Below are 25,594 nucleotides of genomic sequence, written 5' to 3'. Positions count from 1 at the left end.
GGTCAGTAGCCGCTGTCGGTCGTCAGGATGAAGTGGCCCGGCTCGACCTCGCGGTATTCCGAAGGCGCAGGCTCATAGCCGATTGGGTGAATTGGAGACGGGATCGGTTTGAAATTCAGATCTTTTTCCGTTTTGCGCTGATTGGGATCGGCGATCGGAACCGCCTTCATCAATGCCTGCGTATAGGGGTGCTGTGGGTTCTCGAAAACACGCGCCCTTGGGCCCAGTTCGACGATCCGGCCCAGATACATCACACCCACGTGGTGGCTGACCCGCTCAACCACGGCCATGTCGTGGCTGATAAACAGATAGCTCAGCCCAAGTTCGGACTGCAATTCCATCATCAGGTTCAGAACCTGCGCCTGAACAGAAACGTCCAGCGCGGAAACGGCTTCGTCCGCAATGATCAGTTTCGGGTTCAGGGCCAGCGCCCGGGCAATCGCAATTCGCTGCCGTTGCCCACCCGACATTTCGTGCGGGAATCGACGCATGAAGCTGCGTGGCAGGTGCACCTTGTCGAACAGCTGTGCGACCCGGTCTTGCAGTTCCGACCCCGACGCCACGCCATAGTTGCGCATCGGCTCGGCCACCTGATCAACCAACTGCATCTGAGGGTTCAGCGATGCGAATGGGTCTTGAAAGATCATCTGCATGTCCAGGCGGGCCTTGCGCAGGCCCTTCTGGTCCAGCTTCATGATGTCCACACCATCAAGACTGATTTCACCGGCCATGGGCTCGATCAACCGCAGGATCGAGCGGCCGGCCGAGGATTTTCCACAACCCGACTCGCCGACGAGGCTCAGCGTCTGCCCTCTGTTCAGGGTGAACGAGACATCTTCGACCGCGTGCACATTCGAAATGGTGCGACGCAGGATCCCGCCTTTTACCGGGAACCGCGTGGTCAGGTTCCGAACTGACAGCAATACATCCTCGGTTCCGGGAATCGGGGCGATCTTCTGTCCTTCGACACCCAGCAACTTCATCGGCTCGGGGGCGGATTTTCCGCGCATTTCACCCAGCTTGGGCACCGCGGCCAGCAGAGCCTTGGTGTAGTCATGCTGGGGATTCTCGAAAATCTCGGTGACGGTGCCCTCTTCGACCTTGTTGCCGCGGTACATGACAACAACCCTGTCGGCCATCTGGGCGACCACGGCCATGTCATGGGTGATAAACATGACCGCCGTGCCGGTTTCACGCTTCAGCCGGTCCATCAGGGCCAGGATCTCGGCCTGGATCGTCACGTCCAGCGCCGTGGTGGGCTCATCGGCGATCAGCAGGCGCGGCTCGCAGGCCATGGCCATGGCGATCACAACCCGCTGGCGCATCCCGCCCGACAATTCGTGCGGATACTGCTTGAGCCGCCGCTCGGGTTCGGGGATGCGGACCTGTTTCAGCAGTTCCAAGGCGCGTGCTTCGGCCTGGGACTTGGACATATCCTTGTGAATCCGCAGCCCTTCGGTCAGCTGTCGCCCGACCGTGAAAACAGGGTTCAGCGCAGTCATCGGTTCCTGAAAGATCATCCCGATTTCGTTGCCGCGAATCTGCTTCATGAGGTCCTGATCGGCCTTGGCCAGATCCAGCTCGGTCCCGTCGTTACGGTCGAAAATCAACTGTCCGCCGGCGATCTCACCCCCGCCGAATTCGACAAGGCGCATCAACGACAGCGAAGACACGGACTTGCCCGATCCCGATTCGCCCACGATGCAGACGGTTTCGCCCGGACGGACCTCGAACGAGACATCCTCGACCCCGACGACGGGCCCATCCTTGGTTTGGAATTCGACCCGAAGTTCCCTGATCTGGGCGATAGGCTGATCCAGCACGCGAGCGCTCCCCTTGGCTGCATGAGTGTTTTGATTGCCGAACGCTAAGGCGGGCTGACAGGAAAAGTCAAACGCATTGCCAGTTTCGCTGCGGCAAGGCTTGCAATTTCTGCAAACTCTGTTTCGATACCCCGCGTAACCGTGCCGAGAAATTGGACGTAGTGCGCAAACATTTGCGCAATTGTCTTTTGTTTCAGTGGCTTGAGCCCGGCACGGCAACGCCAAATCCGCAGGCCTTGCGGAGAAAATCGAGACACGAATGTGTCCAACAAGGAGTGTATGATGAAAATCAAAACCCTTTTGCTTGGTGCGATTGCAAGCACGGCGATGGCCCCGATGGCCATGGCCGAGCGCGGATCGGACGGCAACGTCAGCATCATCTATTGGCAAGCACCCTCGATCCTGAACCCGTTCCTGTCGGGCGGCACCAAAGACGTCGAAGCGGCCTCGCTGGTGATCGAACCTCTGGCCCGCTACGACCAGGACGGCAACATGGTGCCGTATCTGGCAGCCGAAATCCCGACCGTCGAAAACGGCGGCGTGAGCGAGGACCTCACCTCGATCACGTGGAAGATCGCTCCGGGGATAACCTGGTCGGATGGCACGCCGTTCACCTCGGCCGACGTGAAATTCACCGCCGACTACTGCATGGACCCCGAAGGTGGCTGTGCGCAGGTGACCAAGTTCGAAGGCGTCACCAGCGTCGAAGCTGTGGATGATCTGACCGTCAAAGTCACTTTCGACAAGCCGACCCCGTTCCCCTATGGTCCGTTCGTCGGCGGTGAAAGCCCGATCATCCAGGCAGCTCAGTTCGCGGACTGCATGGGCGCGAAAGCTCCGGAATGCACCGAGCAGAACTTCAACCCGATCGGCACCGGCCCGTTTGTCGTCACCGAGTTCAAGCCGAACGACGTGATCACCTTCAAGGCCAACGACAACTATCGTGACCCGGCGAAACCGGCCTTCGCAACCGTGACCTTCAAGGGCGGCGGCGATGCGACCGCGGCCGGTCGCGCCGTGATGGAAACCGGCGAGTTCGACTATGCCTGGAACCTGCAGCTGGCGCCCGAAGTGATCGCGCAGATGCAAGAAGGCGGCAAAGGCACTCCGGTGGCAGGCTTTGGCCCGCTGGTCGAGCGCATCATGCTGAACCAGACCAACCCGTCGCCCGAACTGCCGGAAGGCGAGCGTTCGACGGCCAAGCACCCGCACCCGTTCCTGAAGGATCCGGCAGTCTACAAGGCTATGTCGATGGCAATCGACCGCCCGCTGCTGGTTGAGATCGGCTATGGCCAGGCGGGTAAAGTGACCTGCAACTGGGTGCCGGCTCCGGCTGCGTTCAACTCGACCTCGATGACCTGCGACACGCAGGATATCGAAGGCGCCAAGAAACTGCTGGATGATGCCGGCATCGTCGACACCGATGGCGACGGCGTCCGCGAGAAGGATGGCGTTCCGCTGAAGATCGTCTATCAGACCTCGACCAACGCCGTCCGTCAGGACTTCCAGGCGCTGATCAAGGAATGGTGGAGCCAGATCGGCATCGAAACCGAACTGCGCAACATCAACGCCTCGGTCTTCTTCGGTGGTGACCCGGGCTCGCCCGACACGTTCCAGAAGTTCTATGCTGACGTTGAAATGTACGCCAACACCTTCAACGGCACCGACCCGCAAAGCTATCTGGGCAACGGCCTGTGCGATAAGGCACCGCGTCCCGAGACCCAGTGGCAGGGTGAAAACATCAGCCGCTTCTGCAACGAAGAGTTCGACAAACTGCACGCCCAACTGGCGCAGACCGCCGGTCTGGAGCAGCGCGCCGAAATCGCGAAGCAGTTGAACGACATCATGGTTCAGAACGGCGGCATGATCCCGCTGGTCCACCGTGGTCGTCTGTCGGCCCACGCAAACACTCTGGGCGGTGTCGTCCTGAACGTGTGGGACAGCGAACTGTGGAACATCGCTGACTGGTACCGCAAGACCGGTTCCTAAGCGCTAGCCTTGCACAGCCGCGTCCCGATTTGTATCGGGGCGCGGTCTTTCGCAAGTTCCACCAACAAGAAGACGCATATAAAGGCGCCTCTTAATGCTCAACTTCACCATTCGACGACTGATCCTGGCCGTTCCGACGCTCTTGTTCATCAGTCTCGTCATCTTCCTGTTGCTCGAACTCGCCCCCGGCGACCCGATGGCACAGGTTCCGCTTACCGTTCCGCCCGAAGTCAAAGAGAAGATGCGCGAGGCGCTTGGCCTCGGCCAGCCGATGCATGTCCGGTTCTGGAAATGGATCGTGCAGTTCTTCTGGATCGAACCGCAGGTTCTGGTCGACCACATCTTTGGCACTACCTTTTCCGAAGGTGACCTGCGTGTGATTTCGTGGCAGACCCGCTCGCCCGTCATGGACATCGTCGTTCAGCGTATCCCGCAGACTCTGTGGGTTGTCGGCACCGCCTATGTGGTCGCCATCCTGATCGCCCTGCCCATCGGCATCTATTCGGCGTATCGCCAGTATTCCTGGTTCGACCAGATGGGCACCTTCGTGTCGATGGTCGGCTTCTCGGTTCCGCCGTTCTTCTCGGGGGTGCTGGTGATCGTGATCTTCTCGGTCCAGTTGGGCTGGTTCCCGTCGATCTATGACACGACGCATGTGGTCAATGACTGGGACAGCTTCGTCGTTCAGCTGAAACAGATGATCATGCCCGTGATGGTGCTGGCGCTGCAGATCACCGCGCAGCTCAGCCGGTTCATGCGCGCCTCGATGCTGGACAACCTCAACCAGGATTACGTCCGTACCGCCCGCGCCAAGGGCCTGAGCGAATACACCGTCGTCATGGTACATGTCCTGCGCAACTCGATGATCCCGGTGGTTACCGTGATCGCTCTGGGTATTCCGGCGATCTTTGGTGGCGCGATCATCACCGAGCAGGTGTTCAAGGTGAACGGCATCGGCCAACTGCTGATCGGCGCCATTCAGGCCAATGACCTGCCGATGGTGCAGACGCTGACCTTCATCTTTGCCGTGCTGATCGTCCTGTTCAACCTGATCGCAGACGTTCTCTATGGCATTCTGGACCCGAGGATCCGCTATGACTGATCACAATCAATCAGACACGCTGGTCCCTGATGAGGGCCTTGCGCCGGCCTCGACGGCCTTGCCGACTGCCGATGTAATGGAAGAACTGACCACCCCACCTCGCAGCCAGTGGCGCGACGTGTGGGACCAGTTCAAGACCCACAAGGGCGCCATGATCGGCGCGATGCTGTTCATCTTCATCGTCGCGGCCGTCTATCTGGGCCCGTTCCTGTGGACCATCGACCCGACCCAGATCGACATCCGTGCCCGCAACCAGGGGCCCAGCTGGGCCCATCCGTTCGGCACCGATCAGCTGGGCCGGGACATCATGGCGCGAATGATGTCTGGGGGGCAGACCTCGGTATCGGTCGGCATCACCGCGATGCTGCTGGCGCTGTTCCTGGGGTCGTTCATCGGCGTGGTTGCCGGGTTCTTCAAACGGCTGGACGGGCCGCTGATGCGCCTGACCGATCTGTTCCTGGCCCTGCCGCTGCTGCCGCTGCTGCTGGTGATGATGCTGCTGTTCCGCGAGCCTCTGTCCGCTGCGTTCGGGCTTGAACGTGGGATCTTCATCCTGATCGTCTGCGCCATCGGCATCACCTCGTGGATGCCTACGGCGCGGATCGTGCGCGGCGACGTGCTGGCGATCAAGGAACGCGAGTTCGTTCTGGCCGCCCGCTCGATCGGCACCAGCAACACGCAGATCATCACACGGCACATCCTGCCCAACGTGCTGTCGCCGATCATGGTGTCGGCCACGCTGGGCATCGCCACGGCGATCATCACCGAAAGCGCGCTGTCCTTTCTGGGGCTGGGCTTCCCGCCTGACTTCCCCACCTGGGGCCGGCTACTGTTCGATGGCGTCGACTATCTGCAGCAATACCCCGAGCGTGTGTTCTGGCCCGGCCTGGCAATCTCGCTGACCGTGCTGAGCGTCAACTATCTGGGCGACGGCCTGCGCGATGCGCTCGATCCGCGTATCCGCGGACGCTGATCCAAAGTCAGTCGGCGCGCCTGAGCGCGCCGGCCAACACCACGATCACCACCGCCAGCGGCAGCAGGACGGCAAAGGCCAGCCGCAGTGACAGGATCCCCGCCAGAAGCCCGATAAGCGGCGGACCGATCAGCAGACCTCCGTACCCCAAAGTGGCGACACTGGCGATGGCCTGCCCCGGTGGGACATGCGGGTCATTCGCCGCCCGGCTGAAGGCCAGCGGCATGATCACCGCATAGCCCACGCCCATCATCGCGAATCCAGCCAGCGCCCCGATCGCGCCGCCGGCCGATACCACCAGGAATACGCCCACGGCCGCGCAGGCTCCGCTGACCCGGGCCACGGGCACCGGGCCGAATCGGGCGATCACGAGGCCGCCTAGCAGCCGCACGGCAACCATGGACACCGAAAAGACGGCATAGCCCAAGGCCGCAACGCTTTCAGCCACACCCGTGACATCCCGCAGAAAGATGGCGCTCCAGTCAGCTACTGCCCCCTCGCCCAGCGCGCCGCACATCGCGGTCAGCCCGACCAGAACCAGAACGCCGCTGGGCAAGGCAAAGATCGCGTTGCCGTCGGACTGCACCCGCCGCGACGTCCATCGGACCCAGGACAAGGCAAGCGCCAGCGCGACGGTTGCCCCGCCGGCCAGCAGGAAATGTGGCAGCACGGCAAGTTGCATCTGAACCGCGCCATAGCCACTGAGCGCCCCCAACCCGGCGCCGAGGCTCCACATTGCATGGAACGAGGACATCACCGGTTTGGCATAGGCCTGCTCGACCTCGGCGGCCCAGGCGTTCATGGCCACATCCATCGAGCCGTGGAAGGCCCCGAAGATGAACAGGAACGCAGCCAGCATGGCGAAGCTGTCGGCGGCCGCAAGAAGGATCAGTGAGGCCGTGTACAGGACCGCGATCACCCGCGTCACGGTCACCGCCCCGAACCTGTCGGTCAGGCGTCCGGTGACGGGAAAGGAACACACCGCCCCGGCCGCCATGAACAGCAGGCCATAGCCCAGTTCCTCGTGGCTCAGCCCCAGACGGTCACGGACGGCCGGAATGCGCGAGGCCCAGATGCCGAACAGGGCGCCGTTCAGGATGAACATGGCGGCCACGGCCCGCCAGGCTGAAACCAATCCGATCATGAAACCTGCCCTGCCTGCGAAATATCTGCCTCGCAGCAATACAGGCCGCGCGCCGGTTGGCAAGCCGCGCTATTCCAGCTTGCGGCGGATGCGGCGCACGGCCAGCCAGACAAGCGCCACTACAGGCAGCGTCACGCCTGCGGTCAGCATCCCCTTGCTGATCCCCGCATTGGTCAACGGGTACAGCAGGTAACTGACCAGAGACACGGCGTAATAGCTGATGGCGACCACCGACAGGCCTTCGACCGTGTGCTGCAATCGCAGCGCCAGATCCGCCCGGCGGTCCATGCTCTCCAGCAAGGCCTGGTTCTGCGCGCTGCGCTCGACATCGACCCGCGTCCGCAGCAGGTCGCCGGCGCGAATGGCCCGGTCCGAAAGTGCCTGCAGCCGCCGTTCGGTTGCCTTGACCGTGCGCATGGCCGGGTCATAGCGGCGCATCATGAAATCGGCGAATGTCTGACGCCCGTGAAAGCGATCCTCGCGCAGCGCCTCGATCCGCTGGTGCACGATGGCCTCATAGGCCCCCGTCGCGGCAAAGCGAAAGGCCGAACGCGCCGACAGCGTCTCGAGCTCGGTCGAGGTGGCCAGCAATTGCGGCAGCAGATCGTCGGGATGGGTCGTATCCTTGGTCATCTCGCCCATCAACTGGGTCAGTTGCCGGTCCAACTCGCCGATCTGAGGCATCAGGGCCTTGACCCGGGCAAAGCCCAACATGGACATCGCCTTGTAGGTCTCGATCTCGCACAAGCGCTGGATGATCCGGCCGGTGCGCCTGCGCCCGGTGCCCTCGGACACGAACAGGGCAAACCGCATGTGGCCTGCCGGGTCGATGCGAAAATCGCTGGCGCAGATCGCCGAGTCGTCCAGCACCCGCGACACCGCCAGGCTTTCCGGCTCGAACCAATCCGCTAGCGCGGCTTGCGTGGCCCCGTCATCCGGGCGCTGCACCACCCGCAGCATGATCGAGGTCACGCGCTGGCCCGGACTGGCCATCAGCCAGTCGGGGGGGAATACCTCGAAATCGGCGGGGTTGAAGGCGCGCTCGCTGACATTCTGAGTGATGGCCGTATAGGTCACGAATTCCGTGTGGTGCTCCCACTTCAACCAGTGCCGCCCGATCTGGCCGGCATAGTGGGTGGCATCGGGCTGCGGATGCTGCGCCCCGTGGCGGTCCAACAGGTCGATCAGGTGAGCCATATCTTTGGCTCGGTCGCGCGCCACCGCGGCGACCGGTTTTTTGATCGCAAGGAATACAACCGTGCACGGCGCCTGCGCCACGGGGAACGGCCGCGCGTGCAATTCATTGGCCAGCGCATAGCGCAGCGGATGATCCTCGATTGGCGTCATGAGCGGCTCCTTGTGTTCCGGGCACTATACGACACCGAAGCATTTCATCAATTATCTATTTATTTCATATACTTACATGGATACCGCGGTATACAAGCCGGCTATCTCATTGATTTGGCTGCCAGAGCTCGATCGGATTGCCCTCGGGGTCGTGCAGGCGGGCGAATTTTCCGATCTCGCTGTTCCATTCGTCACGGGTCTCCACCTCGATTCCAGCCGCACGCAGCTGGTCGACCATGGCCGCCAGATCGTCGACGCGGAAATTGATCATCCATTGCTGGGCGGCATCACCGAAATAGTCCGTATCTGCGGCGAAAGGGGCAAACACGGTGTAGCCTTCGCGCTGCTTCCACGGGACCGGGTCATAGTGATTGACGCCCAGATGGGTCTCGTACCATTGCGACAGAGCCTTCGGATCGCGGGCGCGAAAGAACACGCCGCCGATGCCGTTTACCTTATGCATGGAACACCTCCTGCCGATTGGGTTGATACGGCATCATACCCTGAAACGGAAAAAGGCGCCCGCGAGGGGCGCCTTTTCCAAGGATATGAGCCACAGATCAGTCGATCATTGGCAGCAGCTTGTCCAGCGACTGCTTGGCGTCGCCATAGAACATGCGGGTGTTCTCCTTGTAGAACAACGGGTTTTCGATGCCCGAATACCCGGTGCCCTGCCCGCGTTTCGAGACGATCACCTGCTTGGCCTTCCAGCATTCCAGAACCGGCATCCCGGCAATGGGGCTGTTCGGGTCTTCCTGCGCCGCAGGGTTCACGATGTCGTTCGAGCCAATGACGATCGCGACATCCGTTTCCGGGAAGTCGTCGTTGATCTCGTCCATTTCCAGCACGATGTCATAGGGCACCTTGGCCTCGGCCAGCAGCACGTTCATGTGGCCCGGAAGACGGCCCGCGACGGGGTGGATGGCAAAGCGCACATTCTTGCCCTTGGCGCGCAGCTTACGGACCAGTTCGCTGACAGATTGCTGCGCCTGCGCCACCGCCATTCCGTAGCCGGGGATGATGATGACGCTGTCGGCATCGTTCAACGCTGCTGCAACACCGTCGGCGTCGATCGCCACCTGTTCGCCTTCAACCTCCATCTGGGGCCCCGAAGTGCCGCCAAAGCCGCCCAGGATCACGCTGACAAAGTGACGGTTCATCGCCTTGCACATGATGTAGGACAGGATCGCACCCGACGAGCCGACCAGCGCACCGACGACGATCAGCAGGTCGTTGCCCAGCGAGAAACCAATCGCGGCCGCGGCCCAGCCCGAGTAGCTGTTCAGCATAGACACAACGACCGGCATGTCGGCACCGCCGATGCCCATGATCAGGTGATAACCGATGAACAACGCCGCCAGCGTCATCAGGAACAGCGGGAAGAAGCCACCCGAAGCGGTGTACCAGATCAGACAGATCAGCGAGAGGCCAGCCGCCGCCGCGTTCAGCGCATGCCCGCCCGGCAGTTTGGTGGCCGCCGAGGTGACCTTGCCGGCCAGTTTTCCATAGGCCACGACCGAACCGGTAAAGGTGATCGCACCGATGAAGATGCCCAGGAACAGCTCGACATGCAGAATAGCCAGCTCGGCCGGGGTTTTCTTGGCGATCAGTTTCGCGAAGGCGCCCAGATCCGACAGGTCGGCATCCTTGGCCGCGTCAACGATCGCAAAGACTTCGGCGACATTCTTGATCTCGAAATGGGCGTTGTACCCGACGAAAACCGCCGCCAGACCCACCAGCGAGTGCATGGCGGCCACAAGCTGCGGCATCTCGGTCATCTGGACGCGCTGCGCCACATATTGACCGATCAGACCACCGCCGATGATCAGCAGCAGCGACAGCAGCCACAGGCCCGATCCGGGGCCGACCAGCGTGGCGAAAACCGCCAGCGCCATGCCGACGATGCCGTACCAGACCGCGCGCTTGGCGCTTTCCTGGTTCGACAGGCCGCCGAGCGAAAGGATGAACAGAACAGCCGCAACGACATAGGCGGCAGTGGTGAAGCCAAATTCCATGTGCCCGGCCTCCTTAAGATTTCTGGAACATGGCGAGCATGCGCCGGGTTACGAGGAAACCGCCGAAGATGTTGATCCCGGCCATGAAGATCGACAGCGCCGCCAGCAGAATGACGAGGAAAGACCCCGACCCGATCTGCATCAACGCGCCCACGATGATGATCGATGAAATCGCGTTGGTGATCGCCATCAACGGTGTGTGCAGACTGTGACTGACGTTCCAGATCACCTGGAAGCCCACGAAAACAGCCAGCACGAAGACGATGAAATGCTGCATGAAGCTGGCAGGAGCCACCAGCCCTACCAGCAGCATCAGCGCTCCGCCCACGCCCAGCAGGGTGACCTGTTGCTTGGTCTGCGCCTTGAAGGCCGCGATCTCTTGCGCGCGTTTTTCTTCGGGCGTCAGTTCCTTGACCTCGGCCTTGGGTTTGGCCGCGATGGCCTGCACCTTGGGCGGTGGTGGCGGGAAGGTGATCTCACCTTCGTAGGTGACGGTCGCGCCACGGATCACGTCATCTTCCATGTTGTGATTGATCTGACCGTCCTTGTCGGGGGTCAGGTCAGTCATCATGTGACGGATGTTGGTCGCATAAAGCGACGAGGACTGAGCCGCCATTCGGCTGGGGAAGTCGGTATAGCCGATGATGGTCACGCCATTGTCGGTCACGACCTTTTCATCCGGCACGGTGCCTTCGACATTTCCTCCACGCTCGGCCGCAAGGTCCACAATGACCGAGCCGGGCTTCATCGCCTTGACCATATCCTCAAGCCACAGCTTGGGGGCCGGGCGGTTGGGGATCAGGGCCGTAGTGATGACGATGTCCATCTCGGGCGCAAGCTCGCGGAACTTGGCCAGCTGCGCATTTCGGAACTCCTCGGACTGAACCGAAGCATACCCGCCGGTGGCCGAGCCATCCTGCTGTTCCTCTTCAAAGTCCAGATAGACGAATTCGGCGCCCATCGACTCCACCTGTTCAGCGACCTCAGGGCGCACATCGAACGCATAGGTGATCGCGCCAAGCGACGTCGACGTCCCGATGGCGGCCAGACCTGCAACACCGGCACCAACGATCAGAACCTTGGCCGGCGGCACCTTGCCCGCGGCCGTCACCTGGCCGGTGAAGAAGCGGCCAAAGTTGTTGCCCGCCTCGATCACCGCACGGTACCCGGCGATGTTGGCCATTGACGACAGCGCATCCATCTTCTGTGCACGGCTGATGCGGGGCACCATTTCCATCGCGATGACATTGGCGCCCTTGGCTTTCGCCAATTCCATCCCTTCTTCGTTCCCTGCCGGGTTGAAGAACGAGATCAGCGTCTTGCCCTTGGTCAGACGCTTCATTTCGGTCTCGGTGGGCACGCGCACCTTGGCGATGATGTCCGACGATTTCCACAAAGAGGCAGCTGTCTTGACGATTTCGACCCCGACGGCCTCGTAAGCCTCGTCTGAGAAACCGGCGGCAGCACCAGCCCCCTTCTCGATGGCGCATTCATAGCCCAATTTCTGCAGCTGCACGGCTGACTCCGGAGTCATCGCGACCCGGTTCTCGCCTTTCAGTATTTCCTTTGGCGTGCCTATTTTCACCGGCAAGTCCCCCTAATTTTCACTCTGACCGAGCGGGTGGTCGGTATTGTTTGTTAAGCAAAGATCTATCCTGCGCAACATTATTTCGCAAGCGCAGCATTCATTACGTTGTGTCACGGGTCGGCGCATTTCAGATCCACCGACGGGTTTTGCGTTCGTAACGCGCGAAATCCGCACGGAAGGTGCGGCGCAGGCGGTCCTCCTCAGGCAGGATGAACCGCCGTTCCAATACCCAGACGAACACAGGAACCAACACCAGCGACAACACGGCATCGAAGCGCAGGATCAACCCGGCAAGGATCAGGACATCGCCCAGATAGATCGGATTGCGGCTGCGCTTGTAGATGCCCGACTGCACCATTGCGGTGGGTGTTTCATGCGGAATGACCGTCGTACGGTGACGGCGGAATTCTACGATGGCCAGAACCGCCAGCAGGATACCCCCACCAATCAGCAACCCGCTTAGCAGGTCGGTCAACCCGCCTTCCAGCGACAGGCCGAGCGACAGATAACGGCCCTGCAACCAGGCCAACACCGCGAAGCCCAAAAGCCACAGTGGCGGTACGTCGATACGGCGCATGAGCATCCCTTTTGAACGACGACATGCACCGGCACATGTCGCTTCCGGGCCAAGTCCTACCGCTTTCAGACCCCGATGGCAAAGCATCTTGGCCTTGCGGTCGAATATTGTGCACCCGGGCCACAAACAGGCGGACGTAGACAGCCCGGCACCGATCCGATACCCCGGGTCGGACACAAGAAAACACCGGGATTTATCATGACCGACTTCGCCGCCACCAAAGCCATGTTCCACCTGCCGGAAGGAGTTCTGTATCTGGACGGCAACTCGCTGGGCCCTCTGCCCAAGGCGGCGGCCGCAAAGGTACAGAAGATGCTGACCGAGGAATGGGGCCAGATGCTGATCACCGGGTGGAACAAGGCCGGGTGGATGGGCATGCCGACCGACCTGGGCGATCGGATCGGCCGCCTGATCGGCGCCGCGCCCGGTACGGTCGTGGCCGGCGACACGCTGTCGATCAAGGTCTTTCAGGCGGTTGCCTCGGCGTTGGAGCTGAACCCGGGGCGCAAGGTGGTCCTGTCGGACAATGGCAACTTCCCTTCCGATCTCTACATGGCTGACGGGCTGCTGCGCTCGCTGGGCGAGGAGTACGAGCTTCGGGTCGTGGACCCCGAGACCGTGGCCGAGCACATTACCGATGAAGTCGCCGTGCTGATGCTGACCGAAGTCGACTATCGCACCGGCCGCAGGCACGACATGAAGGCGCTGACCGAGCTGGCCCATGCGCGCGGCGTCATCACGGTGTGGGATCTGGCCCACTCAGCCGGGGCCATCCCGGTGGACCTGGCCGGCTGCAACGCCGATTTCGCGGTCGGGTGCACCTATAAATACCTCAACGGTGGTCCGGGCGCCCCGGCCTTCATCTATGTCGCTCCGAAATGGGCGGACACCGCGCGCCCGGCCCTGTCGGGCTGGCTGGGACACGAGGCGCCGTTTGCCTTCGATCTGGACTATCGCCCCGGCGCAGGCATCGAGCGCATGCGCGTCGGCACGCCACCGGTGATCCAGATGACCGCGCTGGCCGCGGCGATGGATATCTGGGACATGGCCGACATGGATGACGTGCGCGCCAAGTCCATCGCCCTGACCGAACAGTTCATCCAGCAGGTCGAGGCCACCTGCCCCGATCTGGAACTGGCCAGCCCCCGCGACCCCGCGATGCGTGGCAGCCAAGTCTCGTTCCGGTTTGCCGACGGGTACGCGGCGATGCAGGCCCTGATCGCCCGCGGCGTGATCGGGGATTTCCGCGCGCCCGACATCATGCGGTTCGGCTTCACGCCGCTGTATATCGACGAAGGCGACGTGACACGCGCCGTGGATATTCTGACCGACATCATGCAGAACCGTTTGTGGGACAAAGCGGAATACAAAATCCGGCAGCGAGTTACCTGACCTCAAGCCCCGCGCCGATCAGCGCGGTCAGCTGGGCGATGCGCTGCTCGAACTCATCAGCGTTCGAGGCGGTCATCTTGATCCCCTTCAGTGCGGCGGTGATGGTCCGCGCGGTCTCGGCCGGACCGTCCGGCAGGCGCACGCGACCGGCCGCCAGTTCGCGCTCCAGCCATTCGGCGTAGAGATCCGCCAGCGCCGCCTCGCCCTCGGCCACGATGTCGGCGGCTGTGGACTTGCTGGTATCCAGCATCTCAAGCCCATGCGGCGAGGCCAGGATGGCCGCCATCCCGGCGATCTGCGCGTCAATCGCCCGCGCCAGGATCTCGGACACCGTTCCCTCGCCTTGCAACGCATGTGCCACCGCCGCGATCTTTTCGGCGTAATGCGCCTGTGTCAGACTGCGAACGATGGCCTCCTTGTTCTTGTAATGCAGATAGACCGCTGGACGGGACATACCCGCGCCGCGCGCTATGTCGTCCATCGAGGTCTTGCGGAACCCATAGGCGGAAAAGGCCTGAAACGCCGAAGTCAGGATCGCCTTTGCCCGTGTATCATCCAGTTTTTCCGCCATGAATTGACCTCTGACAGTTTCGCGCGAAATTGTCAATTGACGCACTGACATTTTTCATCAATTATGTCAGAAACCAGCCACAGCCAAAAGAGGTGCGCCATGGCGACCACGCTGACGATCAACGGAAAGCCACATCAGGTTGATCTGCCCGACGATGTCCCCCTTCTGTGGGTGCTGCGCGACGAGGTGGGCCTGACCGGAACAAAGTTCGGCTGCGGTGTGGCCGCCTGCGGAGCCTGCACGGTGCAGATCGACGGCGAGGCCGTCCGCTCGTGCCAGGTAGCCCTGTCCGATGTCTGGGGCGAGGTCACCACGATCGAAGGGTTGGGGACGCCCGACAACTTGGCCACGATCCAGCAGGCCTGGGTCGACCATCAGGTCGCGCAATGCGGCTATTGCCAGTCGGGGCAGATCATGCAGGCCGCCGCGCTGCTGGCCGAAAACCCTGCCCCCTCTGACGAAGAAATCGACGAGGCGATGCAGGGTAACCTGTGCCGCTGCGGCACCTACCCCCGCATCCGCGCCGCGATCAACGACGCCGCCGCCAAGCTGAAGGAGGCCTGATCCATGGCCAGCATCGGAAAAATCCTGCGCCGCACCTTCCTGATCGGATCTGCCGCCATCGTCGGCGGCGTGGCTTTCGGGGTCTATTACGTCAACCGTCCCGCCAAGAACCCGCTGAAACCGGGCGAGGGCGAAGCGGCGCTGAACCCTTTCATCCTGATCGACCAGAACGGCGTGACCCTGTTTGCGCCCCGCGCCGAGATGGGCCAGGGCGTGAAAACCACCTGGGCCGCCCTGATTGCCGAGGAACTGGACGTGGATCTGGATCAGGTCACCGTTCTGCACGGACCAGCGGCGGCGGCCTATTACAACTCAGCCCTGATCGGCGAGAGCCTGCCCAACAAGGGCTATGACGTCTCGAACTTCCAGCACAATCTGGGCGAGGCCCTGGGCGTGATCGGCAAGGCGCTCAGCCTGCAGGTCACAGGCGGCTCGACCTCGATGAAGGACGGGTTCGTGCGAATGCGCGCGGCTGGTGCCTCCGCCCGCGAGACGCTGAAACAGGCCGCCGCCGACCGACTGGGGGTGGATCGGGCTCAGTTGAAGACCGCTTCGGGCCATGTCATCGCGCCTGATGACAGCAAGATCGCCTATACCGACCTGGCTGCAGACGTGGCGCAGATGGAACCGATTGAGGCAGAGCTGCGCGATCCGTCCGAGTGGCGTTATCTGGGCCGGACCCTGCCGCGTCTGGACATGGTGGAAAAGGCCACCGGCACCGCCCAGTTCGGCGTTGACGTGCGCCTGCCCGGCATGAAATTCGCCAGCGTCCGGATGAACCCCAAGCTGGGCGGCCAGATGAACGGCTTTGACGACAGCGCCGCCAAGGCAATGCCTGGTGTCGAAAAGGTTGTCGATCTGGGCAACGGTGTTGCGGTGATCGCCACCAACACCTGGCTTGCCAACCAGGCGGTCGAGGCCATCGACGTCGATTGGGGCGAGGCCCCCTATCCGCCCGAAACCGACGCCATCTTTGCCGAGATAGCCAAGGCCTTCGACGCGGATCCGAACTCGACCATGCGCGATGACGGCGATGTCAGCATCGTTCCCGAAGGCGCGACCGTGATCGACGCTGAATACACTGTCCCCTACCTGGCCCACGCCACGATGGAACCGATGAACGCCACCGCGCTGTTCACCGGCGACGCCTTGGAACTGTGGTGCGGCAACCAGGCCCCCACGCTGATCCAGTTCCGCGTTGCCAACACGGCCGGTTTGGACACCGAAGCCGTCCAAATCCACACCACCTATCTGGGCGGCGGGTTTGGTCGCCGTGGAGAACTGGATTTCGGCGACATAGCCACCAAAGTGGCCATGGCGATGCCCGGCACTCCGGTCCAGACGACCTGGAGCCGCGAAGAGGATATGCGCCACGACTACTACCGCCCCGGTGCGATGGCGCGGATGCGCGGTGCGGTTCAGGATGGCAAAGCAGTGCTGATCGACGGTGCGGTCGCCGCGCAGTCCTGCACGCAGCAAGCCGTCGAGCGCTATACCGGAATGCCCGGCGCTGGCCCCGACAAGGTGCTGGTCGAAGGGTTCTTCAACCAGCCCTACGCGGTGCCCAACTATCGCATGAGTGGCCATATCGCCGACCTGAAGATCCCGGTGGGCTTCTGGCGCTCGGTCGGCAACAGCCACAACGGCTTCTTCCACGAGACCTTCATGGATGAGATGGCCCATGCCGCCGGACGCGATCCGCTGGAGTTCCGGCTGGAGTTGGCGCGCGGCGAACATGCGCCCTCGGCTGGATGTCTTGAGGCGGTGCGCGACATGTCCGGCTGGACGGGCAAGACCCCCAATGGCGTGGGCCGCGGCGTGGCCCTGACCTACAGCTTTGGCACACCGGTCGCGCAGGTGATCGAGGTGGTAGACGAAGACGGCACCATCCGCATCAGCAAGGCCTGGATCGCCTGTGACATGGGGCTCGCGCTGGACCCCGAAAACGTCAAGGCGCAAATGTTCGGCGGCATGATGTATGGCCTGTCGGCGGCTTGCTACGGCGAGATCACCTTCGCCGATGGCGAGGTCGAACAGATGAACTTCCCCGACTATGACGCGCTGCGCATGCACACCGCGCCGCAGGTCGAGGTTCAGGTTCTGGAAACCAACCGCTTCATGGGTGGCGCGGGCGAGCCCGGTACGCCGCCCTCGATGCCGGCGCTGGGCAACGCGCTGTTTGACCTGACCGGCCAGCGCGCTCGGACCCTGCCGCTCAACAAGCAGTTCAACCTGCTGGTGTGAAACGAAAAAGACCGGTGCTGTGGTTGCCGCGCCGGTCTTTTGAAGAAATTTGAGAGCCGATTGTCAGGCCGATTGCCGAACCGGCGTCGGCATGGCACCTGTCGACCAAGCCCGCACCGCGTCGCCGAAAGCCTGAAACAGAGGCCGCGACACCGGGTCATTCACGGCATCCCATTCCGGGTGCCACTGAACCGACAAGGTAAAACCGGGTGCATCCTGGATATAGATCGCCTCGGGCGTACCATCCGGCGCGTGGCCGTCGATCACCACGCCCTTGCCCACCGTCTTGATGCCCTGCCCATGCAGCGTATTGGTCATCACCTCACTGGCGCCGAACAGGCGGTGAAAAACCCCGCCCTCGGTCAGCTTGACCACATGGCGCAGGGCGAATTTCTCTTCCAGCGTGCCATCGGGCGGCATGCGGTGGTTCATCCGGCCGGGCAGATCGCGGATTTCCGGGTACAAAGTGCCGCCCATGGCCACGTTGACCTCCTGGAAGCCCCGGCAGATGCCCAGAAAGGGCTGGCCGCGCTGCACGCAAGCCCGCACCAGCGGCAGGGTGATTGCATCGCGCGCCCGGTCGAATTCGCCATGCGCATCGGTCGCCGGCTCGCCGTATTCCTCGGGGTGAACGTTGGGGCGGCCACCGGTCAGCAGGAACCCGTCGCAAACCTCAAGCAGTTCGGCCACGTCGACATAACGCGGGTCGGCCGGGATCAGCAGCGGCAGACAGTTCGAGACATTCGCGATTGCGTCCGAATTCATCGTCCCCCCGGCATGGGTGGGGTACTGGTCGTTCATCAGATAAGAATTGCCGATGATGCCAACGACGGGTCGGGACATTGTGCTACCTTGCTGTTTTGCTTGAACTGGTCGGAAATTATCCGCCCCTTCAGTAACGTGCAACAAAACACGCCCTGCACCATGGCGCAAGGACGTGTTCAGATACGCACATATTGTTCCCGATTTCCGCAGAGCGCCGGACGAATTTCCCGAAACAGGCGGCCGCGGCAGAACGGCGCTTGTGCAGATCAGATCTCGCCGGTCAGCCCGGCGGCCTCGATCCCGGCCATGGCGGCTGCGGCGTCGTTGTCCGAGGTGTCGCCGGTGACCCCGACGGCCCCGATCACAGCGCCCTTGCGGTCGCGCAGCAGCACGCCGCCCGGAACCGGAACGACCTGCCCGCCATAAACCCCGTTCACCGCAGCCATGAAATAGGCCTGCGCCTCGGCCCGCTTCATCTGGGCGGTGCCTGCCATGCCCAGCATGACCGATCCATAGGCCTTGCCATGAGCAATCGCGAACCGGCCGGGGGCGGCACCGTCCTCGCGCTCGAACGCGATGACATGGCCACCGGCGTCCAGCACCACCACCGACAGGGGTTTCAGGTCCATCTCGCGCCCTTTCTCAAGGGTTTTGCGAATGATGGTGCGGGCCTTTCTGAGTGAAACCGACATGATTTTGTCCTCTGTCTGCGTTGGTCTGTCCCGGTTCTAGCCCTGACGGGCCTTCAGTTCCAGCCGCCGCGCATGCAGGACCGGCTCGGTATAGCCCGAGGGCTGCACCCGCCCCTTGAACACCAGATCGCAGGCGGCCTGAAAGGCGATGCCGTCGAACCCCGGCGCCATGGGCCGATAGGCCGGGTCGCCCGCGTTCTGGCGGTCGACCACGGCGGCCATCTTCTTCATCGCCGCCATCACCTGATCGGCGCCGATCACGTCGTGATGCAGCCAGTTGGCCAGCGCCTGGCTCGAAATCCGGCAGGTGGCGCGATCCTCCATCAGACCCACGTCGTTGATGTCGGGCACCTTCGAGCAGCCGACGCCCTGATCGACCCAGCGCACGACATAGCCCAGGATGCCCTGCGCGTTGTTCTCGATCTCGCGGGTGATTTCATCGTCGCTGAGGTTGCGGCCGCCCAGCAGGGGGATGGTCAGCAGATCATCGAGCGTGCCGCGCGGGCCTCCGGCGGCGATCTCGTCCTGACGGGCCAGAACGTCCACCTTGTGGTAGTGGGTCGCGTGCAGGGTCGCTGCGGTGGGCGACGGCACCCAGGCGCAGGTTGCACCGGCCATGGGGTGGCCGATCTTGGCCTCAAGCATCTCGCCCATCCGGTCGGGCATGGCCCACATGCCCTTGCCGATCTGCGCCCGGCCTTTCAACCCGCAGGCCAGCCCGATATCGACATTGCGATCCTCATAGGACTGGATCCAGGGCGTATTCTTCATGTCGCCCTTGGGCAGCATCGGCCCGGCCTCCATCGAGGTATGGATCTCATCCCCCGTCCGGTCGAGGAACCCGGTATTGATGAAGGCCACGCGCGATTTCGCGGCGCGGATGCACTCCTTGAGGTTCACCGAAGTCCGGCGTTCCTCATCCATGATGCCCAGTTTCACGGTGTTGCGCGGCAGGCCCAGAATGTCCTCGACCATGTCGAAGATTTTGACCGAGAATGCCACCTCGTCTGGTCCGTGCATCTTGGGCTTGACCACGTAGACAGAACCGTGGACCGAGTTGCCGCCATCACGTTGCAGGTCGTGCATGGCGATCAGCGTGGTGCAGAGCGCGTCCATCAGCCCTTCGCCGATCTCGTTGCCCTCGGCGTCCAGCACGGCGGGGTTGGTCATCAGGTGGCCCACATTGCGCACCAGCATCAGCGACCGGCCCTTCAGGCTGCCGGCCGATCCGTCGGGCCGGGTAAAGGCGATGTCCTCCGCCAGTTTGCGGGTAAATGTCCGGCCGCCCTTCGTGACCTCTTCGGTCAGGTCACCCTTCATCAGGCCCAGCCAGTTGCCGTAGGCCACGACCTTGTCCTCGGCGTCGACACAGGCCACCGAATCTTCGCAGTCCATGATGGTGGACAGGGCCGCTTCCAGGCGCACGTCGGAAATGCCCACCGGGTCCGAGGCGCCGATGGTGCTGGACGGATCGATCATGATCTGGATGTGCAGGCCGTTGTTCTTCAGCAGCACGAAGTCCGGGGCCTCGGCCGCACCGCCGAAGCCCACGAATTTCCCGGGCTCGGCCAGCACCGGCACCAATGCGCCGTCTTCGACCTTCAGACTGGACACATCGGCCCAGCTGCCTTGGGCCAGCGGTGCGGCCTCGTCCAGAAACGCCTTGGCCCAGGCGATGACCCGCGCACCTCGGGCCGCGTCATAGCCGCCGCCCTGCGGCAGGTCGCCCATCGCGTCGGTGCCATAGAGCGCGTCATACAGGCTGCCCCAGCGGGCATTGGCCGCGTTCAGGGCAAAGCGTGCATTGGTGATCGGCACCACCAGTTGCGGGCCGGGCGTCGCGGCGATCTCGGGGTCGACATTCGCCGTGTCGATCTGGAAATCGGGGCCTTCATCCAGCAGATAGCCTATTTCGCGCAGAAAGGCCTGATACTCGGCCATGTCGATGGGCTGGCCCTTGCGCGCGCCATGCCACGCGTCGACACTGCCCTGAATATCCGAGCGCTTTTGCAGCAAGTCGCGGTTTTGCGGGCCAAACTCGGACACCATCCGCGAAAGTCCAGCCCAGAATGCGTTGGGCTCAACGCCCGTTCCGGGAAGCGCGCGTTCCTCGATGAAATCGATCAGAACCTGATCTACGTCCAATCCGCTCCGGATAGCTCTGCCGCTCATGACTCGAATCTCCTGCCCATCGTGTGCCGTTGTATGCAGTCTTCAATTAGGGGCATTGTTTCCGATAGGCAACTTGCCGCTGCATCAATCCGCCTTCCAATTCCGCCTGAAACAGCTTCAAACCGTGCAAGGTAATGCCGCCCCGTCCCGTCTGCTTGCAGCGCCACGGCGATCCTCCTAACGTCGCGCGGGAACACACCGACACGAGGCCCCAGATGCGCGACGCCGCCCCCACCACGATCTACCTGTCCGACTATTCGCCCTTCGGTTTTCTGGTCGACAGCGTTCACCTGACCTTCGATCTGGCCCCGCATGCAACGCGCGTGACATCGCGCATCGCGTTCCGGCCCAATCCGCAAGCCACCGACCGCACGTTCTTTTTGCACGGTGAAGAGCTGAAGCTGATCCGCGCCAGCATCGACGGCACCCCGATCACTCCTGAGGTCACCGACAAAGGCCTGACCACCAGCGTCCCCGACACCCCCTTCGTCTGGGAGGCCGAGGTCGAGATCGACCCCGGCAACAACACCGCGCTCGAAGGGCTCTATATGTCCAACGGCATGTACTGCACGCAGTGCGAGGCCGAGGGGTTCCGCAAGATCACCTTCTATCCCGACCGGCCCGACGTGATGTCCACCTTCACCGTGCGCATCAACGGCGACCTGCCGGTGCTGCTGTCGAACGGCAACCCGACGGGCAAGGGCGAAGGCTGGGCCGAATGGACCGACCCCTGGCCCAAACCCGCCTATCTGTTCGCGCTGGTCGCCGGTGATCTGGTTGCCCATTCCGACAGTTTCACCACCAAATCGGGGCGGCATGTGGAACTAAATCTGTGGGTCCGCCCCGGGGACGCGGGCAAATGCGCCTTTGGCATGGAGGCCCTGAAGCGGTCGATGAAATGGGACGAGGATGTCTATGGCCGCGAATACGATCTGGACGTGTTCAACATCGTCGCCGTGGATGATTTCAACATGGGCGCGATGGAGAACAAGGGGCTGAACATCTTCAACTCGTCGGCGGTGCTGGCCAGCCCGGAAACCTCGACCGATGCCAATTTCGAACGGATCGAGGCGATCATCGCGCACGAATATTTCCACAACTGGACCGGCAACCGCATCACCTGCCGCGATTGGTTCCAGCTGTGCCTGAAAGAGGGGCTGACCGTGTTCCGCGACGCGCAGTTCACCTCGGACATGCGCTCGGCCCCGGTCAAGCGCATCCATGACGTGATCGACCTGCGCGCGCGCCAATTCCCCGAGGACAACGGGCCGCTGTCGCACCCCGTGCGCCCCGAAAGCTTTCAAGAGATCAACAACTTCTACACCGCGACCGTCTATGAAAAAGGCGCCGAGGTGATCGGCATGCTGAAAACGCTGGTGGGGGACGAGGCCTATTCCAAGGCGCTGGATCTGTATTTCGAACGCCATGACGGGCAGGCCTGCACGATCGAGGACTGGCTGAAAGTGTTCGAGGACACGACCGGCCGCGACCTGACACAGTTCAAGCGCTGGTACAGCCAGTCCGGCACGCCCCGGGTGAAGGTCCAGGAGGACTGGGTCGACGGCACCTATACCCTGACCCTGTCCCAGAGCACGCCGCCCACGCCCGGCCAGCCCAAAAAGCTACCGCAGGTGATCCCCGTGGCCGTGGGCCTGCTGGGCCCGAATGGCGACGAGGTGCGCGGCACCGAGGTGCTGGAACTGACCGAAGCGCGCCAGAGCTTCACCTTCGAGGGGCTGGCCGCGCGGCCCGTCGCCTCGATCCTGCGGGGGTTCTCGGCGCCGGTGATCCTTGAACACGACCGCCCGAACACCGAACGCGCGTTTTTGCTGGCCCATGACACCGATCCGTTCAACCGGTGGGAGGCCGGGCGGACGCTGGCTCAGGATGCCCTGCTGCGCATGATCACCCAGGACGCGGCCCCCGATTCCGAATATCTGGAGGGCCTGCTGGCGGTTCTGCGCAACGCCGATCTGGACCCGGCCTATCGCGCGCTGATGCTGGGCCTGCCGACCCAATCGGAACTGGCCGCCGCGCTGCACGAACAGGGCGAAACGCCCGACCCGATGGCGATCTGGCGCGCGGTCGAGACTCTGCGCCAGGCCACCGCCCAGCACATGCAGGACCTGTTGCCCCGCCTGCACTCCGAGGCGCTGGTCGACGGCCCCTATTCGCCCGATGCCGAACAGGCGGGCAAGCGCGCCCTGGGCAGCGCCGCGCTGGCCCTGACCACCCGGCTGGACGGCGGGGCGATGGCGGCCGAGGTCTATGCCAAGGCCGACAACATGACCCTGCAGCTTAGCGCTTTGTCCTGCCTGCTGCGTGCTGGCAAAGGTCAGGCGGAACTGGCGGCATTCTACGACCAATGGCGCCATGACCGGCTGGTGTTGGACAAATGGTTCGGGCTTCAGGCCTCGCTGGCCGCCCCGGACGATGCGCCGCGGATCGCCCGCGCCCTGTCCGAGCATCCGGATTTCAACTGGAAGAACCCCAACCGGTTCCGTGCGCTGATGGGTGGGCTGGCAATGAACCATGCCGGGTTCCACCACGCCAGCGGCGAGGCCTACGCCCTGCTGGCCGACTGGCTGATCCGGTTGGACCCGGTCAACCCGCAGACCACCGCGCGCATGTGCACCGCCTTCCAGACCTGGAAACGCTATGACGCCGACCGTCAGGACCTGATCCGCGCCCAACTGACCCGCATCGCCGAAACCCCGAACCTGTCGCGCGACACGACCGAGATGATCTCGCGCATCCTCGGGGCATGACGGCGCCCGAGGGCTCCGGGTTTCGCTTTACCCGACACAACCGGTCGCCCCGCAGCATCGCCATCCTGGCCGCTGTCTATGCGGGGCTGCTGGCACTTGTGCTGGTTTTCGGCGCGGCCTGGTGGCTGATCGGGTTGCTGGCGCTGGGCACCCTGCCCGCGTTGTGGGACGTGCTGCGCGACACCGATGCCGGGCTGAACCTGGACCCGGCCAAACTGAGCTGGCATTCGGGCGCGCGGCAGGGCGAGATCGACCTGACCGAGATCGACTTCTTCCGCTTCGATACGCGCTGGGATTTTTCCGTGCGCGTGTCGATTGTGTTGACCAGCGGCAAGCGGTTGCGCCTGCCGGACGAGTCCCTACCGCCGCACAAACAGCTGGAACAGGCGCTGCAACAAGCCGGCTTCCGGGTTGATCGGCACCATTTCACGGTTTTCTGAAACGATTCACGGAATCCGCGTAGATTGATCCTGTCTGATCCATTGAAGCAGAAAGTTTAATGTTAGAATCCTTGAACTGGTCACAATTCCGGTTCAGAATTCATCGCTAGTTAACAAGTTTGTACAGTTTCGAGTGTTTTCGATGTTCCGGTCGTTCTGGGCAGGTCTTGCCCGTATCAATCCCATATCAACTCACGTGGCTCCGGTTTCGGACGCGGGTTCCCGCTGTCTGGAAGATGTCGGGCGTCTCAATATTCCCGTTGCGGAACTGGGTGCGGCTGACCTGATCGGGCGGGACATGATCGAACGCGGGCGCCATCTTGCTCGGCAGGATCGTTGGGCCGAACTGTCAGCCGAGATCCGGGCCGCGGACCAAGCGCGGACAACAGCCCCGGACGGGCTGCCCATCGCCGATCTTCTGGCGTTTGGCGCGCGATCGGATGTTGTCCTGGCCGCCGAACACGCGCTGTCCGACGGCTGTGCGATCGCCGAGTACGACCTGCTAGGCGGTATTTCCGAGCTTGAGGGTGTGAAACAAGATCATCCCGATGATCCGATGATTGCTCTCATCGTCGCCCTGGCCCACATCGATCTGGCATGGGCGTGGCGTGGCACGGCTCTGGACGCGGCGCTGCCGCCGCTGCATCGTTCACGCTGTGCTGCACATTTTGACCGGGCTGCAGCCATCCTGCCCGAGTGCCGCAAGGCGCTGCCGGACAGCCCTGTGGTCGCCGCCGCCGACTGTGCCCTGCTGGCTGGTCAGCGCACCCAGCGGGCCCGGGTGGCGGATCAGTACGAACGCCTTATTTCGCTGGATCCGCGAAACCATCGACACATGCGCGCGATGGGCAGCCACCTGCTGCCGCGATGGTTCGGCAGCTATGAAGAGCTTGAGGTGCAAGCCCTGCGCAATGCCGCGAACACACGCGACACGTGGGGTGCGGGCGGATACACATGGGTTCAGTTCGACGCAATTGCATTGGATGAACAAGCCTGCGCGCGGCTGGACGTAGAGTATTTTCTGGAAGGTCTGCGCGACATTGTGCAACGGATGCCGGACCAGCAAACGATCAATCTGCTGGCCTCGTATTGCGCGATCACGGTGCAGAATGGGTTCGGTCTGGATGACAAGGCCGATCTGGTCCGGTCCCAAATCCGGGAGGCCGCCCAATGGCTGATCCGCGATCATTTGACCGAACTGCACCCGCTTATCTGGGCCCACGCGGCCAACGGGTTCAACAACTCGGTCCGCGTCAACTCACCCGAGCGGTTCGCGGCACGTGGACAGCGTGACGCCTTGCGCGCCATCGGTGATCTGTTCCGCGAGGAATTGCGCAACGGGACCGACGTGACCTTCACGCCTTCAGGTCTGCAACTGACCAGCCACTGAGAATTGCGTCTCGGCACCCTTTGCCCCTTGCCCCTTGG

The 25,594-nt window shown here is 62.8% G+C and carries 20 protein-coding genes; 9 read left to right on the top strand and 11 right to left on the bottom strand.

From position 1 onward, the window contains the following. Positions 1 to 2 precede the first annotated feature (2 nt). Positions 3 to 1,823 carry an ABC transporter ATP-binding protein gene (locus tag K3752_RS04795; protein WP_170450691.1) on the bottom strand — a complete coding sequence of 607 codons (1,821 nt, stop codon included), beginning with the start codon at positions 1,821 to 1,823 and terminating at the stop codon, positions 3 to 5. A gap of 282 nt (positions 1,824 to 2,105) precedes the next feature. Here K3752_RS04795 and K3752_RS04790 point away from each other — a divergent pair, with 282 nt between their 5' ends. From K3752_RS04790 to K3752_RS04780, 3 genes are all read left to right on the top strand, one after another. Further along, entirely contained in the window at positions 2,106 to 3,812 is a 1,707-nt protein-coding gene (locus tag K3752_RS04790) for a peptide ABC transporter substrate-binding protein (RefSeq protein WP_170391038.1), read from the top strand. A 94-nt stretch (positions 3,813 to 3,906) separates the two neighbouring features. Further along, on the top strand, positions 3,907 to 4,914 hold the full coding sequence (locus K3752_RS04785) for an ABC transporter permease (protein ID WP_170340351.1): 1,008 nt from the start codon (positions 3,907 to 3,909) through the stop codon (positions 4,912 to 4,914). Continuing rightward, positions 4,907 to 5,887 (top strand): ABC transporter permease, encoded by a 981-nt coding sequence (locus K3752_RS04780; protein WP_093964881.1) that lies wholly within the window; start codon positions 4,907 to 4,909, stop codon positions 5,885 to 5,887. Before K3752_RS04785 ends, K3752_RS04780 begins: the two co-directional genes overlap by 8 nt. 7 nt (positions 5,888 to 5,894) lie before the next feature. On the opposite strand, the gene K3752_RS04775 is transcribed toward K3752_RS04780, so the two are convergent. From K3752_RS04775 to K3752_RS04750, 6 genes are all read right to left on the bottom strand, one after another. Further along, a complete protein-coding gene (locus K3752_RS04775; RefSeq protein WP_260065263.1) occupies positions 5,895 to 7,031 on the bottom strand; it encodes an MFS transporter in 1,137 nt (378 codons plus the stop codon). Positions 7,032 to 7,100: 69 nt separating this feature from the next. Beyond that, positions 7,101 to 8,378 (bottom strand): DUF3422 family protein, encoded by a 1,278-nt coding sequence (locus tag K3752_RS04770; protein ID WP_170436837.1) that lies wholly within the window; start codon positions 8,376 to 8,378, stop codon positions 7,101 to 7,103. Between the two features lie 106 nt (positions 8,379 to 8,484). Further along, complete coding sequence (locus K3752_RS04765) at positions 8,485 to 8,841, bottom strand: VOC family protein (protein ID WP_260065261.1); 357 nt, start codon at positions 8,839 to 8,841, stop codon at positions 8,485 to 8,487. A 97-nt stretch (positions 8,842 to 8,938) separates the two neighbouring features. Beyond that, on the bottom strand, positions 8,939 to 10,393 hold the full coding sequence (locus K3752_RS04760; protein ID WP_093964877.1) for an NAD(P)(+) transhydrogenase (Re/Si-specific) subunit beta: 1,455 nt from the start codon (positions 10,391 to 10,393) through the stop codon (positions 8,939 to 8,941). A gap of 13 nt (positions 10,394 to 10,406) precedes the next feature. After that, positions 10,407 to 11,978 carry a Re/Si-specific NAD(P)(+) transhydrogenase subunit alpha gene (locus tag K3752_RS04755; protein WP_170340345.1) on the bottom strand — a complete coding sequence of 524 codons (1,572 nt, stop codon included), beginning with the start codon at positions 11,976 to 11,978 and terminating at the stop codon, positions 10,407 to 10,409. Between the two features lie 130 nt (positions 11,979 to 12,108). Further along, positions 12,109 to 12,558: an isoprenylcysteine carboxylmethyltransferase family protein gene (locus K3752_RS04750; protein ID WP_093964875.1), complete on the bottom strand. Its 450-nt coding sequence runs from the start codon at positions 12,556 to 12,558 to the stop codon at positions 12,109 to 12,111. 198 nt (positions 12,559 to 12,756) lie between these two features. Here K3752_RS04750 and kynU point away from each other — a divergent pair, with 198 nt between their 5' ends. Then, the gene (gene kynU, locus K3752_RS04745) at positions 12,757 to 13,950 is read left to right on the top strand and encodes a kynureninase (RefSeq protein WP_260065257.1); all 1,194 of its coding nucleotides are present in this window, start codon (positions 12,757 to 12,759) and stop codon (positions 13,948 to 13,950) included. Here kynU and K3752_RS04740 read toward each other — a convergent pair. Next, the gene (locus tag K3752_RS04740; protein WP_260065256.1) at positions 13,943 to 14,521 is read right to left on the bottom strand and encodes a TetR/AcrR family transcriptional regulator; all 579 of its coding nucleotides are present in this window, start codon (positions 14,519 to 14,521) and stop codon (positions 13,943 to 13,945) included. The two genes, kynU and K3752_RS04740, sit on opposite strands and share 8 nt — an antisense overlap. Positions 14,522 to 14,620: 99 nt before the next feature. On the opposite strand from K3752_RS04740, the gene K3752_RS04735 reads away from it, so the two are divergent. Continuing rightward, entirely contained in the window at positions 14,621 to 15,085 is a 465-nt protein-coding gene (locus K3752_RS04735) for a (2Fe-2S)-binding protein (RefSeq protein WP_170340339.1), read from the top strand. Between the two features lie 3 nt (positions 15,086 to 15,088). Continuing rightward, complete coding sequence (locus tag K3752_RS04730) at positions 15,089 to 17,329, top strand: xanthine dehydrogenase family protein molybdopterin-binding subunit (RefSeq protein ID WP_260065254.1); 2,241 nt, start codon at positions 15,089 to 15,091, stop codon at positions 17,327 to 17,329. Positions 17,330 to 17,392: 63 nt separating this feature from the next. Here the strand turns inward: K3752_RS04730 and K3752_RS04725 are convergent, their stop codons facing one another. The 3 genes from K3752_RS04725 to K3752_RS04715 form a co-directional block, all read right to left on the bottom strand. After that, positions 17,393 to 18,172 carry a gamma-glutamyl-gamma-aminobutyrate hydrolase family protein gene (locus tag K3752_RS04725; RefSeq protein WP_260065253.1) on the bottom strand — a complete coding sequence of 260 codons (780 nt, stop codon included), beginning with the start codon at positions 18,170 to 18,172 and terminating at the stop codon, positions 17,393 to 17,395. A 188-nt stretch (positions 18,173 to 18,360) separates the two neighbouring features. Next, the gene (locus K3752_RS04720) at positions 18,361 to 18,786 is read right to left on the bottom strand and encodes a heme-binding protein (protein ID WP_260065251.1); all 426 of its coding nucleotides are present in this window, start codon (positions 18,784 to 18,786) and stop codon (positions 18,361 to 18,363) included. Positions 18,787 to 18,822: 36 nt separating this feature from the next. After that, positions 18,823 to 20,958, bottom strand: coding sequence for a malate synthase G (locus tag K3752_RS04715; RefSeq protein ID WP_260065250.1), 2,136 nt, complete (start codon positions 20,956 to 20,958; stop codon positions 18,823 to 18,825). Between the two features lie 215 nt (positions 20,959 to 21,173). Here K3752_RS04715 and pepN point away from each other — a divergent pair, with 215 nt between their 5' ends. The 3 genes from pepN (at position 21,174) to K3752_RS04700 (ending at position 25,556) form a co-directional block, all read left to right on the top strand. Next, positions 21,174 to 23,726 carry an aminopeptidase N gene (gene pepN, locus K3752_RS04710; RefSeq protein WP_260065249.1) on the top strand — a complete coding sequence of 851 codons (2,553 nt, stop codon included), beginning with the start codon at positions 21,174 to 21,176 and terminating at the stop codon, positions 23,724 to 23,726. Next, a complete protein-coding gene (locus K3752_RS04705; RefSeq protein ID WP_170340328.1) occupies positions 23,723 to 24,166 on the top strand; it encodes a hypothetical protein in 444 nt (147 codons plus the stop codon). The genes pepN and K3752_RS04705 overlap by 4 nt, the downstream gene beginning before the upstream one ends. A 196-nt stretch (positions 24,167 to 24,362) precedes the next feature. Beyond that, positions 24,363 to 25,556: a hypothetical protein gene (locus K3752_RS04700; RefSeq protein ID WP_260065246.1), complete on the top strand. Its 1,194-nt coding sequence runs from the start codon at positions 24,363 to 24,365 to the stop codon at positions 25,554 to 25,556. Positions 25,557 to 25,594: the final 38 nt, after the last annotated feature.

Source organism: Ruegeria sp. B32 (assembly GCF_025141855.1).
Lineage (GTDB): Bacteria > Pseudomonadota > Alphaproteobacteria > Rhodobacterales > Rhodobacteraceae > Ruegeria > Ruegeria arenilitoris.
Note: the sequence above shows the minus strand (reverse complement) of the source record. Positions and strands in the feature narration are given on the sequence as shown.